This window comes from Stenotrophomonas sp. 63632_Sma, from assembly GCF_056482875.1.
In genome coordinates this window covers 3117599-3131239 of record NZ_CM151220.1, presented here as the reverse complement: position 1 = coordinate 3131239, position 13641 = coordinate 3117599, and the positions used below count along the sequence as shown (strand labels likewise).

The 13641-nt window shown below is 64.6% G+C and carries 16 protein-coding genes; 10 read left to right on the top strand and 6 right to left on the bottom strand.

Annotated features, from left to right (window positions below; all coding sequences use genetic code 11):
* Positions 1-601: 601 nt before the first annotated feature.
* Positions 602-916 (top strand): DUF736 domain-containing protein, encoded by a 315-nt coding sequence (locus ACZK45_RS14585; RefSeq protein ID WP_001273857.1) that lies wholly within the window; start codon positions 602-604, stop codon positions 914-916.
* Between the two features lie 312 nt (positions 917-1228).
* On the opposite strand, the gene ACZK45_RS14580 is transcribed toward ACZK45_RS14585, so the two are convergent.
* Positions 1229-1522, bottom strand: a complete 294-nt coding sequence (locus ACZK45_RS14580; RefSeq protein ID WP_006379425.1) for a helix-turn-helix domain-containing protein — start codon at positions 1520-1522, stop codon at positions 1229-1231.
* Between the two features lie 287 nt (positions 1523-1809).
* Here ACZK45_RS14580 and ACZK45_RS14575 point away from each other — a divergent pair, with 287 nt between their 5' ends.
* From ACZK45_RS14575 to ACZK45_RS14535, 9 genes are all read left to right on the top strand, one after another.
* On the top strand, positions 1810-2157 hold the full coding sequence (locus ACZK45_RS14575) for a DUF2958 domain-containing protein (RefSeq protein ID WP_016487838.1): 348 nt from the start codon (positions 1810-1812) through the stop codon (positions 2155-2157).
* Between the two features lie 342 nt (positions 2158-2499).
* A complete protein-coding gene (locus tag ACZK45_RS14570) occupies positions 2500-3270 on the top strand; it encodes a DUF2285 domain-containing protein (RefSeq protein WP_003092318.1) in 771 nt (256 codons plus the stop codon).
* A gap of 111 nt (positions 3271-3381) precedes the next feature.
* Positions 3382-3666 carry a helix-turn-helix transcriptional regulator gene (locus tag ACZK45_RS14565; RefSeq protein ID WP_001247107.1) on the top strand — a complete coding sequence of 95 codons (285 nt, stop codon included), beginning with the start codon at positions 3382-3384 and terminating at the stop codon, positions 3664-3666.
* A gap of 14 nt (positions 3667-3680) precedes the next feature.
* Positions 3681-4538: a replication initiator protein A gene (locus ACZK45_RS14560; protein ID WP_003092315.1), complete on the top strand. Its 858-nt coding sequence runs from the start codon at positions 3681-3683 to the stop codon at positions 4536-4538.
* A 241-nt stretch (positions 4539-4779) separates the two neighbouring features.
* Positions 4780-5418: a ParA family partition ATPase gene (parA, locus tag ACZK45_RS14555; protein ID WP_003092312.1), complete on the top strand. Its 639-nt coding sequence runs from the start codon at positions 4780-4782 to the stop codon at positions 5416-5418.
* Positions 5415-5678, top strand: a complete 264-nt coding sequence (locus ACZK45_RS14550; protein WP_000147048.1) for a hypothetical protein — start codon at positions 5415-5417, stop codon at positions 5676-5678. The genes parA and ACZK45_RS14550 overlap by 4 nt, the downstream gene beginning before the upstream one ends.
* The gene (locus ACZK45_RS14545; protein WP_023093372.1) at positions 5675-6232 is read left to right on the top strand and encodes a DUF2840 domain-containing protein; all 558 of its coding nucleotides are present in this window, start codon (positions 5675-5677) and stop codon (positions 6230-6232) included. The genes ACZK45_RS14550 and ACZK45_RS14545 overlap by 4 nt, the downstream gene beginning before the upstream one ends.
* Positions 6229-6816 (top strand): S26 family signal peptidase, encoded by a 588-nt coding sequence (locus ACZK45_RS14540; protein WP_003092304.1) that lies wholly within the window; start codon positions 6229-6231, stop codon positions 6814-6816. The genes ACZK45_RS14545 and ACZK45_RS14540 overlap by 4 nt, the downstream gene beginning before the upstream one ends.
* Before the next feature lie 448 nt (positions 6817-7264).
* Positions 7265-9268 (top strand): relaxase/mobilization nuclease domain-containing protein, encoded by a 2004-nt coding sequence (locus tag ACZK45_RS14535; protein WP_000132148.1) that lies wholly within the window; start codon positions 7265-7267, stop codon positions 9266-9268.
* A 66-nt stretch (positions 9269-9334) separates the two neighbouring features.
* Here the strand turns inward: ACZK45_RS14535 and ACZK45_RS14530 are convergent, their stop codons facing one another.
* The 5 genes from ACZK45_RS14530 to ACZK45_RS14510 form a co-directional block, all read right to left on the bottom strand.
* Positions 9335-9934, bottom strand: coding sequence for an ABC-type transport auxiliary lipoprotein family protein (locus tag ACZK45_RS14530; protein WP_003124411.1), 600 nt, complete (start codon positions 9932-9934; stop codon positions 9335-9337).
* 92 nt (positions 9935-10026) lie between these two features.
* Positions 10027-10956, bottom strand: a complete 930-nt coding sequence (locus ACZK45_RS14525; protein WP_000433686.1) for an MlaD family protein — start codon at positions 10954-10956, stop codon at positions 10027-10029.
* 91 nt (positions 10957-11047) lie between these two features.
* Positions 11048-11872, bottom strand: coding sequence for an ABC transporter ATP-binding protein (locus tag ACZK45_RS14520; RefSeq protein WP_155936418.1), 825 nt, complete (start codon positions 11870-11872; stop codon positions 11048-11050).
* Entirely contained in the window at positions 11866-13023 is a 1158-nt protein-coding gene (locus ACZK45_RS14515) for an MlaE family ABC transporter permease (RefSeq protein ID WP_000063629.1), read from the bottom strand. The genes ACZK45_RS14520 and ACZK45_RS14515 overlap by 7 nt, the downstream gene beginning before the upstream one ends.
* Positions 13020-13640, bottom strand: coding sequence for a DUF3313 family protein (locus ACZK45_RS14510; protein WP_000837791.1), 621 nt, complete (start codon positions 13638-13640; stop codon positions 13020-13022). Before ACZK45_RS14510 ends, ACZK45_RS14515 begins: the two co-directional genes overlap by 4 nt.
* Position 13641 lies beyond the last annotated feature (1 nt).

The following is a 13641-nucleotide window of genomic DNA, read 5'->3' as shown; positions in this document are numbered from 1 at the left end:
AGCAAGTGTGGCGGCGCATCGCGCCGCCAACGATTCGACCGAGCCCCGCCGCAATGGGCGGGGCTGGTGTGGCTACGCCCCGGCTTGCTGCGGCAGGTTGCACGAAAGCGTGCCGTCCCCGACGCTGGCGGTTCGTTGTCTGTACGTCACGAAAGACGGTTCACCGACACGCCGCCCAGCCTCGCTTCTATGGAGCTTCCACACCACGCCTCAGTATGTGGCCGTGAGCTGCGGCAGGGGCGCTCTGGCCTTGTCGTCGGGGCATTGACCTGGCCCGCGTCAGGGCGCAAGCCGGTGCAGCCGTCACGCGGGGATGCCGAGTTGGCCACGTCTCCATTCGGGAGCGGGCGGCCTGTGCGTCCTTGTCTTGTTGTGAATCCTGGCGGTGGCGCGGCTGCGCCTTGTGCTTGATGGCCGCAACCTTGCAGCGAAAACAATTTCCCCTGCGCTGCGCGCATTCCTCGCGGGACAAATTCTTTTCGCTTCCAGGTTCTCCACGTTGTTGCGACCGCTGTGCGGTGCGACCAGCCCATCCCCCGCCGGCCGGATCACAACAAGGACGCACTGGCGCGACCTTGTTCAACCCGAAAGGAGAAACATCATGGCTAACATCGGCACCTTCACCGCAGAGAAAGACGGCTTCACCGGCACGCTTCGCACCCTGACGCTCAACGTCAAGGTCAAGCTGGTTCCCAACGACAAGGGCGACACCGAGAACGCCCCCGACTTCCACCTGCAAGCGGCTGGCCACGAAGTCGGCGCAGCGTGGAAGAAGACCAGCGAGGCCGGGCGGGAATACCTGTCCGTATCCATCGACGACCCTTCGTTCCCGGCGACGGTCTATGCCCGCCTGATCGAGAACGAGGACGGCACGCACGACCTGATCTGGTCGCGCAACAAGCCGAAGGCGGCCTGACAGCCGCTTACCGCGTCCCGCCCACTGCGGCGGGGCGCGATGCTGCTGATCGCAGCACCGCACGCGCAGGATTTCTGCTGCTGCCGCGTGCTGGATACGCCCGTCACGGCGGGCCTGCATGCGTGCCTTGTGGCTCGCAATCCGTGTCAACGAGCGGTGTGTGGCGTGTCGGCGCTGTAAGCGCCGCCGGGCTTTCGGGCTTCGCCCCGTGCCGGCAAGCCGTCACGGCCATCCGGCTTCAATCCCTCACGCCTTCGCGCCTGCGGCGCTGCGCGCTCCGCTTGCTGCAATTCAGTACCACACGCCAACGCGCTAAGGCGTGTCGGGCTCTTCCAATATCGCCCTGAGTTCCTGGCGCACCTGTGCCAGCAATTCATCAGCTTCGCGGGTGCTGTCACCGGCATAAGCCAATGTGAGCAGCGTGAGCGGATGCACTTCCATGACCTCGCACAGATCGGCCAGCTTCTGGATGGTTGGGCTTTTCAGGTCGCGCTCCAGCGTGCTCATGTAGGTGCGACTGGACACGTTGGAGAACGCTTCCTGGCTCAAACCACGCGCCTTCCTTACCGTCCGAATCGCCGCTGCCAATGAGTTCTTCGCTGCCACCTATGGTTTCCCCAAAAAACCAAGATGACAGCCCATTGCGCCCTATAGGACTACAATCTATAGTGTTCATTTGGTGGTGATGTTTTCCTTTTCCGTGCTTTTACGGAGATCCGCATCTGCGGATTTCCTCAGACCCAGGGAACCGCATCCGTGTCTTTCCTGACTTCCACCAATACGCCTTCGTGCCTCTCCGCTTTTGCGGCTTCGTGCGCTTGCGCATACGTGCATCCGTCCGCAGGCACAGATGCGCCTCGGCGATTGCGTGTGTTCGTGGAAGGGGCGCGGCCTTGACCACGCTTGTCACCGAGGAAGACCGGGTGCACCTACTGGCCCACGGCCTCACCCGCGCCGCAGGCCAGGAATGTGACCCGCTGCCCGTGGTGCGCCTGTTCACACCGGACGCACATGCGACCTGGCTATTGGCCGCGCTCGATCCGACCGATGGCGATACGGCCTACGGCCTGATCGACCTCGGGATCGGGATGCCTGCCCTGGCGACGGTGAAGCTGTCCGATCTGGCGTCCATCGTCGGGCCGCTCAAGCAGCCCGTGATACGAGATCGGTATTTCCAGCCGACGCGGCCGCTGTCGGAATACGTTCGACTGGCTCAGGAAAACGGTTCGATCACCGATTGACGCATTCCAGCGCGACCAGGCAAAAAGTATCGCATTGTGACTATTTCGGTCTTAGCCAAGACCTGGCAAGTCTTGATCCGCATGCTTGCACCAGGGTGGTGCGCTCCTGACCAAAACAGTCATGATGCCAGGCGCGAGATTCGGCACGGTGTTCAATGCTGCACCCCATTTCCGGGCGGTGCAGTCGTCGCATTTAGACGATTTCGGCAATGCACTGGAGCGAATCTGTCTTGACACCAGCAGTTAAAGCGTAACCCGAGTTTGATGACCACTTGATGGCGATTCGATAGCTCCCGCACAGCGGAATTGTGGCGACGTTCCCAGAAACAGGGAGGTTTCGCCATGACTGACCGCAGCAGCCAACACTGGTATCCCACGGCCGCGTATCTCTACACGCTGCACCTCGATGGCCCAGCGCTGGCTTGGGAGTATTTGCGCAGGAATCCAAGCTACCGGCGCGACTGGCTACGCCGGCGTCGCAAGCCTGATGCGGCGCAGGCCTGGGGCCTGCGCCTGCTGGAAGATCCCGGCCTGGATGCGCGCGACGCACATCCTGCTTGGTTCCCCGATCACGATGCCGTGGTGCAGCTATACCCCGACGCCGACCCACCACCCGATGCGCATACCTTCGAGTTCTGGCGCATTCCTGGGCGCAAGCAACTGACCCACGACGGCAAGCGCCTGGTGCTCGTATCGCATTGGCCAGGCTGCTGCGTTCGGCTGGCACTCGCACCCGACCTGGAAGATGGTTCGGCCTATCTCTACGCCACACGCGCCTGCGCCACGCCCTGTGCGCGCTACCGCACGCTCGCTGCGAAGCTGGATGCGCTATCTGCCGCAACCGTGGCCACGCCTGTGGCAACAGCCCGCTCCCGCCCCACGCCCGCCGCGCTGCTGGAACTGCATACCTTGCAAGCGCTCGACGCGACCCTCGCGGGAGCCTCCTTGCGCGAGGTGGGCGAAGGTCTGTTCGGCGCGGATGCCGTCGCGGCCGACTGGCACAAAGACAGTGCATTGCGTGCCCGCGTACGGCGGCTGGTACGCCGCGGCGATGAGCTGATGCACGGCGGCTACCGCCGACTAGCGCAGCTTCCAATGTTCCCGTCGCATTAGGGGGGACGTTTCTCGACCCGTGCGAATCGTCCCTTAGCAAGAAGCCTTGCTTTCTTGAGAGTGCCTCTATCCGGCCGCGTGGTGTGGCCGGGCTTGATGGAGGTACATCCCATGCGACCTGCTCCCTCGCGGCCTGCCGCCGCTGCCGTCACTGCGACCTCGCAGCCTCAACGCTACCTGACAAACGACGAAGCCGCCGACTACCTGCGGCTGTCGCCGCGCACGCTGGAGAAGCAGCGGGTGATCGGCGGCGGCCCCAAGTTCCGCAAGTTCGGCCGCCGCGTCATGTACGCGGTGTCCGACCTCGATGCCTGGGCCGACCAGCGCAGCTACGAGGCCACGTCCGATCCCGAATACGCCGAGCGCCACGCGGGCGACTACCGTGATGGCCGCTGATCGTCGGCGCGTGGGTGGCCTTCGCCATGTCCAGCCCGCCAGGGCAAGCCTTGCCGCAGCGCGAACAGCTCGATCTGTTCCGCGCGCTGCCGGGCGACATGGCGCCACGCGATTCCCAGGACTTGATGGCCTTTCCGTTCTTCTCGCTTGCCAAGTCGCGGCGCACGGCGCCGATCGACTTCCGCAGCGGGAACGTCACCATTCGCGTGGAAGGCACGCAGGAGCACGGCATCGCAACGATATGGGATGCCGACGTGCTGATATGGGCCGCCTCGCAGATCGTGGAGGCGCGCGACGCGGGCCTGCGCCCGTCGCGCTGGATACGCGCCACGCCTTACGAGATTTTGCGCTTCATCGGGCGCGGCACGTCCCTCAACGACTACCAGCGCCTGAAGGCCGCCCTCGACCGGCTGCAATCGACCACGGTGGCCACGTCCATCCGCGAAACCACGGGAAGGCGCTTGCATCGCTTCTCGTGGATCAACGAGTGGAAGGAACTCGCCGACGCCAGCGGCACCCCGCTGGGCATCGAGCTGATCTTGCCGGACTGGTTCTATGCCGGCGTGCTCGACGCCGCCCTGGTGCTGACCATCGACCCGGCCTATTTCCGCTTGAAGGGCGGTATCGAACGCTGGCTGTACCGCCTGGTGCGCAAGCATGGCGGGCGGCAGGAGCACGGCTGGCAATTCGACTTCCGACACCTGTACCGCAAATCCGGCAGCGCGGCCCGCTTCTCGGACTTCGCCTACGACGTGCGCGCCCTGGTGGCGCGGCAGTCGTTGCCCGGCTACGTCCTCGGCATCGAGCGGATGCCGGACGACAACACCGAGCTGCTGACCTTCCGGCCCGTGCCGCACGCGGCACGGGGATAACTGCGGGAGAACCTGTGGACGGCCTCGTGCTATCAGGAGTACCGGGTATCGTGCTATCAGGAGTACGACCCTCGTGCTATCAGGAGTACGAAAACGCCGGAAAGCCAACAACGGCGCGGGTTTGCGTTCCCTCTAACTTACCTAACAAGAAATACATAACTTTTAGTAGAAGCGCGCCGTTTCGGTGGACAACCACGAAACGGCACGGCCAGGCCGGCTTTCCAGCTCGGAGGGCCGCGCCATGATCTTCGCGTTTCTCAACCAGAAAGGCGGCGTCGGCAAGACCACGCTCGCCACGCACATCGCCGGCGAACTGGCGATGCGCGGCCTGCATGTCATCCTGCTGGATGCCGACCCGCAGGGGTCATCGCTCGACTGGACGCAGCGGCGTAGCCAGCAGGGCCTGCCCCGTCTGTTCAGCGCCGTGGGCCTTGCCCGCGAAACGCTGCATCAGGAAGCGCCAGAACTCGCCAGGCGGGCCGATCACATCATCATCGACGGCCCGCCGCGCATCGCCGCCCTCGCGCGTTCCGCGCTGCTGGCGGCCGAGCGCGTGCTGATCCCCGTGCAGCCCAGCCCCTACGACGTATGGGCTTCTGCCGAGATGGTCGCACTGATCCGCGAAGCACAGGTGTTCCGGCCAGCGCTGCGCGCGGCCTTCGTCATCAACCGGCGCGTCAGCACCACCATCATCGGCAGGGAGGCACGGCAATCGCTGGCCGAACAGCCGCTGCCCGCGCTGCGCTCGGAGATCCACCAGCGCATCGTCTTTGCCGACAGCGTAGCCGCTGGCCGGCTCGCCCGCGAAACCGCGCCCGACAGCGCCGCTGCCCGCGAGATCGCCGCGCTCACCGACGAACTGCTGCGGTGGCCGACATGACTGGGAAGCCACCACCACGCAGCAAGCGCGTCGGCATCGGTGCGCGTCCCCCAGCGAATCCGCACGCCGAAGCGTGGATTCGCCAGGGCGACGCAGATGCCGTGCAGAAAGGCGACCTCTACACCGCTCGACTGACGCTCGACATCACGCCCGCCATGCGGGCGCGCATCAAGGTGTCGGCCTTCACGCGAGGCGTGACCGTAGCCGAACTGCTGCGCGACCTGCTGGAGCGGGAGTTTCCCCCGGAGGGCACGCCGTGAACGCATCCGCTTCGACCGCCCACACCCCCAAAGCAAGTGCGCCCACGGCTGCGCCGCCGCCGGCGCCTTCGACACTCGCCGGCCAGGCCGGCAACGTGCCGCTGACGCGCGTGGCGCTGGCCTACATCGAACCGCGCTTCAAGCTCTACCTGCGCTTCGGCGAACCGGCGCGCACGCTCCAGCTCGACCGCTGGCGGCGCTGCGCCGTGTTCCTGCCGAACGCGGTTCTGTGCCGCATCCGTTGGCAGGCCAACGACTACGGCACGATCCGCTGGCAGCTCATGGTGATGCAGACCGCCACGCCGCTGGACGCCGTGCAGCGCATCCCCGGCGTGCAGCCGGGCGCGCGTCTGCTGCTGCACGCCGAAGGCGATGCCAACGTGCGCGCCGTGCTGGAACGCATCGACGGCATCGAGGCGCTGGGCATCGCAGCCGCAGACACATCGCCCGCGTACTGGCGCACGCTCGCGAACCGGCTCGCAGCGCGCTCGGCGCTACCCACATACACCGCAGAACGGCACGCCGCCTGGCTGGCCGGGAGGGCATTGCCATGACCACGATTTCCACGACCGGCCCCGTGCCGCATCCTCGCTCGCGCCTGCGCGCTCGCCTCGTGCTGGCAGGCTTCGCCACCGTCGGCCTCGCTGCGCTGGCCTGGGCGGCGTTCGTGCAGCCCCTGCCGCGAATGGCCTACAACCCGTCCGACAGCGTGGCGGTCGGTTGGTATCGCATCGAACCGTTCGACCCGCGCACCGCCTCGCGGCCACGTCCGCTGTCCGTGGACAGCATCGTGCTGATGCCGCTGCCCGACAGGGCCGCCATGCTGGCTGCGCAGCGCGGCTACCTGCCGACCCGCGTTCCGCTGCTCAAACGTGTGGGCGCAGTCGCGCCACAACACGTTTGCATCGTCGCCGGCCAGGTTCGCATCGACGGCGTGCCGGTGGCCGCCGCCCTGCCTGCCGACCGGCTGGGCCGGCCGCTGCCATCCTTGCAGCTTTGCCGCCGTCTCCAACCGGGCGAACTGTTCCTGTTGAGCGCGACCAACCCGGCGTCGTTCGACAGCCGCTATTTCGGGCCGGTCAGCGCGTTCGCCGTGATCGGCGTTGCGCATCCGATCTGGCTGGAGACACGTCCATGATGGCCGCCGATTCGCTGCACTTTGCCGCGCCTCTCATCGTGCCATCGGGCATGTCGTTCTACTGTTCGTCGCCGTGTCGTCGCGCGTGCAGTGCGGGTGCATTCGCACCGCACTTCGCGCTGCCTTCGGCGCAGCCGCCCAACGTGCAGGCGTCTTGCCTCGAACGCGCCTGGCCTGCGGCCATTGGCGTGTTCGCCGGCGGGCTGGCTGCTCGTGCAGCAGCGCCGCCGGGCCGCCGATGCCCGGAGCGGGAGCGAGGGGCAAAGGCGGAAGGCAAGACAAAAGGGTTCGGCACTCTGCCGCCCGCAAAGCCAGTCTGCACGTGGGGGTGGCGCGGCACGGCGCGGCTTCGCCGCCGTGCCGCGTGGGGCGCGAGGCACGCGCCGATGCAGGCATGTCCGCGTGCTTCGCACGCTCGGACACGCCGGAGCTTGCAGGGAGCACAGCCATGACCGACCGCGGCGACCATGATTTCTGGGTGCGCCCTGGCGCGCCGAAGAACCGAGGCAAAGGCCAGGGCCAGAGCTTCGTTTCCAAGGTGCTCAAGCAGGCTGGCAAGGCCAGCGGCGGCAAGTCGGCGGTGCGCCGTCCTACCGCTGGCGGGAGCGGCCAGCACGCCGGCCAGCGGCCCGGCTCACGGCTTGGACGCGGCCATACGGCGGCGCGCTTCGCAGGCGCAAAGCTGACCCCTATGTCACGGCGCGTGACCATCAAGACGCTGCTGGTCAACCAGCGCAACGCCAGTCCGCAGTCGCTCGCCAAGCACCTGCGCTACATCGAGCGCGACGGTGCCGGCCGGAACGGCGAGCCGGGCCGTGCCTACGGGCCGCAGACCGACGAAGCCGACCTCGATGCCTTCAAGGAACGCTGCCAGGACGACCGACATCATTTCCGCTTCATCGTCTCACCTGAAGACAGTGCGGAGCTGGACGACCTGCGCACCTACACCCGGCACCTGATGAACCGGATGGAGGCCGACCTGGGGACGCGGCTGGATTGGGTGGCGGTCGATCACTGGAACACCGACAACCCGCACACGCACCTGATCGTGCGCGGACGCGACGATACCGGCAAAGACCTCATCATCGCGGGCGACTACATCGCCCACGGCTTCCGCCATCGCGCCGCCGAGCTGGCGACGGAATGGCTGGGGCCGCGCACCGAACTGGAGATCCAGCAGACCTTGCAGCGCGAGGTGGAGCAAGAGCGGTGGACGAGCCTCGACCGCACGTTGCAGCGCGAGGCCGGCGAGGATGGCCGGGTGCAGATCGAACGCTTCAACGAACCCCGGCTGCAACGCCAGCGCCTGCTGCTGATCGGCCGCCTGCAACACTTGCAGCGCCTGGGCCTGGCCGACGAGGTGCAGCCCGGCACCTGGGCCGTCCATGCGGACGCGGAGAAGACCTTGCGTGCCCTGGGCGAGCGTGGCGACATCATCCGAACGATGCAGCGGGCCATGAGCGGCAAGCCTCGCGAGCTGGCGGTGTTCGAGCCGGGCGACGACGGCCGCACTATCGTCGGTCGCGTGGCTGCTAAGGGTCTGGCCGACGAGCTGCACGACCGCGGCTATCTGGTCATCGACGGGTTGGACGGCAAAGCCCACTACGTCGCGTTGGACGCCCGCGACGAGCTGGCGAACTATCCCATCGGCGCGGTGGTGGAGGTACGCGGTTCCGCCGAGGTGCGGGCGGCCGACAAGAACATCGCCACGCTGGCGAGCAATGGCCTGTACCGCACCGATCACCACCTGGCGATCGAGCAAGGCCGAGCCAAGCCCGGCCGCGACCCGCAAGAGGCTGTGGCGGCCCATATCCGCCGGCTGGAAGCCCTACGGCGGGCCGGCATCGTGGAGCGCGTGGCCGAGGGGTTATGGAAGGTGCCGGACGACTTGGCCGAGCGTGGCCGCCAGTACGACGCGCAGCGGCTGGGCGGCGTGGCGGTCGAACTGAAATCGCATCTGCCGATTGAACGGCAGGCCCGCGTCATCGGCGCGACCTGGCTGGATCAGCAGTTGATCGGCGGCGGCAAGGGACTGGGCGACCTGGGCTTTGGCGGCGATGCTAGGCAAGCCTTGCAGCAGCGCGCCGACTTCCTCGAAGAACAGGGGCTGGCCCAGCGGCGCGGGCAGCGGCTGATTCTCTCCCGGAATCTGCTGGAAACGCTGCGCAATCGGGAGCTGGCGCAGGCCGCCCAGCACATTGCCGCCGATAGCGGATTGGAGCATCGGCACGTCACAGACGGGCAGCGCGTAGCCGGCATCTACCGGCGCTCGGTCATGCTCGCCAGCGGTCGCTATGCGCTGCTCGATGACGGCATGGGATTCAGTCTGGTGCCTTGGCGGCCGATAATCGAGCCACGACTGGGGCAGCAGATCGCCGCGACTGTACGCGGCGGCGGTGTGTCATGGGAGGTTGGACGGCAAAGAGGTCCTGGGATTGGATCGGGGCCGTAGGCTGTCGTACCGAGTTAAGGTGTCGAGCAGCGTTTTGGCCCTAGCTTCTGTGCTCCGTTAAGACGACTAGTCTGTGCTTATCGACGACGCTGTGGGTGCATGGTTGCTTGCCAATTCCGGTGCAACTCGCAAACGCGCTGCCCCGACCTGAACTGCCCATTCAACGATCTGCCCGGCCAATATATCCGTGGCGACACCGAACGCGCTCACCACATCGGCCTCTCGCTTGCTGCCTGTGGCTTGGATTGCTTCGAAGCGTCTACTGGCAATAGCAGTCCGTTTGGCCGGATCGACCAGTTGCACATCGAGCCGAACCGCGGCGATCGCTTCAGTGCCGCGGTATTCGAGCTGGAACGCCCGCAGCGTACTGCGCAACTCCATATCGGCGCTCATTGGGGTGCTATCGGTAATCACGGAAGTCGACCGCCCATCGCGCATGAAGGCTTCGACGATTCGGTCACGCAGCAGCACCGGTGCGGGGTCGGCCCAACGCACTCCTTGCCAAGCCGACAAGCGACCATCGGGCTGCGCAATGAACAGCCGCTCCGAATCCAGGACGCGACTACTCTCAGGGGCGTAGACGCGCAGCGCCCCGGGTCCCGGAACGGCGCGCGGCGTACTCTCCGCCTGGGCGATGTGATAGTCGGGCAATTTGTAGGTGACCATTGGAGCTGCTTTGGGAAGCACACTGCACGCGGACAAGCCGAGTACTAGCGTCATAGTCACGGCAGCGACGGGAATCATCCTGGCGGAAGTGTTCACGGCTTGGTTTCCTCAATGTTCTCTCCACCGAGCAGGTATTGCGCCGGATTGCGATCCAGTCGGCGCAGCACGGTGTTTAGATTGGCCAGCGCCTGCTGGAGTTCGTGCATGGCAGGACCTGTGGCGGCCAAGCCCTGGTTCAGCGATTCCTGATTGTTTTGCAGTAGCGTCTCAACCCTGAAAGCGGCGCGTTCGAGGGATGCCGTTGCATCACGCGTGTTCACCATGATTTGCTTACCATCGTTATTTAGTAGCAGGTTGGCATCGCGAAGAGTGCTATTTGCTTGGCGCACGGCAGCTGTCGATTCTCTGCTTGCTTCGGTCAGATTGCTGATTAACGTCGCGATCTCGGCCCTCTGGTCAGCGACCGCGCCCGTGGTCTGTTCAAGATTCACCAGACTGCGGTGCACAAGAGCCAAATTCTCCTTCGACAGTAACTCCTGCGTGCGCAGCAAGATGCCGTTGAGTGTCGTCATGCTGTTCCCCTCACCGGAGACCAGGGATGCCATCGCCGAACGTGGTGCGAGGATCAACGGTTCCTCGTCCTCTCTCCGATCCAGCAATGGCACGTTTGGCCCACCGTCGCTCAACTCGATCACCGCGTTGCCGGTAATTCCCGTGATGACCAATTCAGCGCGGGTATCCTGCCGGACCGGGATGGTGGCATTGATGCGTACGCGCGCTATCGCCCGCCTTGGGTCTCGCGGTGAAAGAGAAAGTGCAACGACTTCGCCAATCGTGATTCCGCTGTACTGAACCTGGCTGCCGGGCGTAAGCCCGGTCACTGGCTCATCGAACATAATCCGGTAATACTGGTAATCGTGGTCGGAACGTGTGTCGCTGAGCCAAAGCGCGAAGCCAATACCAATCGCACCGAGCAGCACGACGAACAGACCAATGAATACATGATGGGCACGTGGTTCCATGATCAGACCACCTCGTTCTCAGAGTTTAAATATTGCGTGCGCCCAGCCCAATGCGTGCGCGACGGAAGAATGATGCAGATGCGGAGGGGTTTCATGGCTGCGTCTCTTGGCTGGAAGCACCAGTGGCCTGTGCGGCCGCACGGCCACGGGGGCCGTGAAAGTATTCCTGTATCCACGGGTGCTTGAAGCGCTCGACTGCCTCGATGCCGTCGTTGATGAGTACCTTCTGGTTCGCCAGGACCGCGACACGGTCGCATATGGTGTACAGCGTATCGAGGTCGTGGGTTACCAGAAACACCGTGAGGCCCAGTGCATTGCGCAGGGTCAGAATCAATTGGTCGAAAGATGCAGCCCCGATTGGATCCAGTCCTGCGGTGGGTTCGTCAAGAAACAGGATGTTCGCATCAAGCGCCAAGGCTCTCGCCAGTGCTGCTCGTTTCACCATGCCTCCGGACAACGAGGCCGGATACTTGTCTCCCGCTCCGGCAGGCAACCCCACCAAGCCCAGCTTGCTTCTTGCCAAACGCTCGGCAAGAGGCCGCGCCAGACCGACATGCTCGATCAAAGGAAGAGCGACGTTCTCCAAGACGGTCAGCGATGAATACAACGCGCCCTTCTGGAACAGAATGCCGAACCTTCGCTCCATACGCGCGCGCGCAAGCCATTGGGCTCGCAGTAGGTCGCGCCCCCCGATACGGACCACGCCCGAATGCGGCTTCTGCAGCCCGACGACGCTACGCAAGAGCACGGATTTCCCGGTGCCTGACCCTCCCACCACGCCAAGGATTTCCCCGCGCCGCACGTCCAGGTCTAGGTCCTGATGGACCTGCTGGGTTCCAAACCTGTTGTCCAGGCCGCGCACTTCAATAGCGTGTCGCACACCGTTGTCGGTGTCTTGCTTCACCGCGCTCACCAGCCCATCTCCATGAAGAACAGTGCAGCGATGGCGTCTATCAGGATCACCATGAAGATTGATTGCACGACACTAGACGTCGTGTGGTCGCCTACCGACTCAGCGCTACCGGCGACCTTGAACCCTTCATGGCAGCCGATAGCGGCGATCATCACCGCGAAGAGCGGGGACTTGCTCATTCCGACAAGAAAATGGCGCACCTCGATTTTTTCCTGCACGATGGCAAGGAACTGTGCGGGAGGAATTTCCAAGCTCAGTGCGCATACGGTGGCGCCGCCCGCAATGCCAGCCAAGATGCCTACTAAGGTGAGCAGTGGCAAGGACACAAGAAGCGCCAGCACGCGTGGCAGCACCAGTAACTCGATGGGGTCGAGCGCGTTGGAGCGAAGCGCATCGATCTCTTCATTTGCCTTCATCGAACCGATTTGGGCGGTGTACGCGCTTGCGGTACGGCCTGCAATCAATATGGCCGGGAGCAGCACTCCGAACTCGCGCATGAACGAGAAGGCGACCAGATGCACCGAGAAGATGCTCGCACCGAAGTTGGCCAGCACCGTTGCTCCCAGGAACGCCACCACCATTCCTACCATGAAGCTCAGTAGCGCCACGATGGGAATGGCGTCCACCGCTGATCGCTGGATTTGAGCGATCACCGAGGTCGCGCGCCAGCGACGCGGGTGACGAACGGTACGGCTCCATGTTTCGATGATCTGGCCCACGAACCCGGCCAGACCAAGACACGCACGACAGCCCTGTTCCAAGGTCAGGCCTATGCGTCCCAGACCGCGGAGCAGAGGATTCCCGCTCACCGCTGCTTTCTCCGTCTTCTGCTGATCGGTAGCAGCGGCGGCCAGCGCTCTCATTAGGGCGAGGCGATCCGAGGACAGATTTGGAGCTGCCTCCGGCCGGTCGAGTATCGAGTCTGGCCCGAGAATTTCCACCAGCAGAGCCGCGCCGGCGGTGTCCAGTCTCTGGACTTGCGTCCAGTCGAGTAAGGGAGTGGCGTACCCCTCGGCATGACTGATGCGGGCGGCGGACACGGATTTTGCCAGACTGGCGTAGTGCTCTATCGTCCAGTCGCCACCCGCCAGCCATTTGTGATCACCGCCGACCATGGCATCCTGCCGGAGCCAAGCCTGTGAAGCGTTGCTCATGGCTGCGTGTCCCGCCAAGCGCTGTCGATGCGCTCGATGCAGTTCGTGATCGCCGCTTTGGCATGACCCAGCAATGTGTACGAACCGGCGAACTCTTTAATGACGTTGCCGCGCTCGAAGCAACTGGCGGCAGCAACCCGGCGTCCCGTCCTTAAATCGACTGCTTCGAACTCTAGGCTGGCACCACCCGTCGTCACGGGTCCAACCAGCAGGGTCGTCATTGCATTGACTGCCCGATTCGGTGTCTGCAGTTCGGTGACCGCTACACGCACCCGAACCTGTCCCGCGCCACCTGGGGGGGCGGGACTTTTGCCTTCCTGGCGTTTCAGTTCGCTCGTCACATGGTCTAGCACTTCGCGCTGCTGCGCGTCATCGAGCCCATCGATGCGACCCGAGGCGGTCTTGATCTGCGCTTCTTCCACCACGACAGCGGCATAACGCTTGGGCTCGAATCCCGCTGCGCGGTACATCAGTACGTTCTCGTATCGTGTCGGCGATAACTTCTCGTAGTCGCCGAGAAATCCGGAGCGCGTCATGCTGTTGGTCGCGCATCCAGAGAGCGCGCCTGCTACGCAAAAAAAGATGCCGCCGCGGATCAATGCAGTTTTGCTCTTCATA

Excerpts from the sequence above, each read along its gene's own strand:
- ACZK45_RS14585 (WP_001273857.1), top strand. The coding sequence starts at position 602 with ATGGCTAACATCGGCACCTTCACCGCAGAGAAAGACGGCTTCACCGGC.
- ACZK45_RS14570 (WP_003092318.1), top strand. The coding sequence starts at position 2,500 with ATGACTGACCGCAGCAGCCAACACTGGTATCCCACGGCCGCGTATCTC.
- ACZK45_RS14565 (WP_001247107.1), top strand. The coding sequence starts at position 3,382 with ATGCGACCTGCTCCCTCGCGGCCTGCCGCCGCTGCCGTCACTGCGACC.
- parA (WP_003092312.1), top strand. The coding sequence starts at position 4,780 with ATGATCTTCGCGTTTCTCAACCAGAAAGGCGGCGTCGGCAAGACCACG.
- ACZK45_RS14550 (WP_000147048.1), top strand. The coding sequence starts at position 5,415 with ATGACTGGGAAGCCACCACCACGCAGCAAGCGCGTCGGCATCGGTGCG.
- ACZK45_RS14540 (WP_003092304.1), top strand. The coding sequence starts at position 6,229 with ATGACCACGATTTCCACGACCGGCCCCGTGCCGCATCCTCGCTCGCGC.
- ACZK45_RS14535 (WP_000132148.1), top strand. The coding sequence starts at position 7,265 with ATGACCGACCGCGGCGACCATGATTTCTGGGTGCGCCCTGGCGCGCCG.
- ACZK45_RS14530 (WP_003124411.1), bottom strand. The coding sequence starts at position 9,934 with ATGGTCACCTACAAATTGCCCGACTATCACATCGCCCAGGCGGAGAGT.
- ACZK45_RS14525 (WP_000433686.1), bottom strand. The coding sequence starts at position 10,956 with ATGGAACCACGTGCCCATCATGTATTCATTGGTCTGTTCGTCGTGCTG.
- ACZK45_RS14515 (WP_000063629.1), bottom strand. The coding sequence starts at position 13,023 with ATGAGCAACGCTTCACAGGCTTGGCTCCGGCAGGATGCCATGGTCGGC.
- ACZK45_RS14510 (WP_000837791.1), bottom strand. The coding sequence starts at position 13,640 with ATGAAGAGCAAAACTGCATTGATCCGCGGCGGCATCTTTTTTTGCGTA.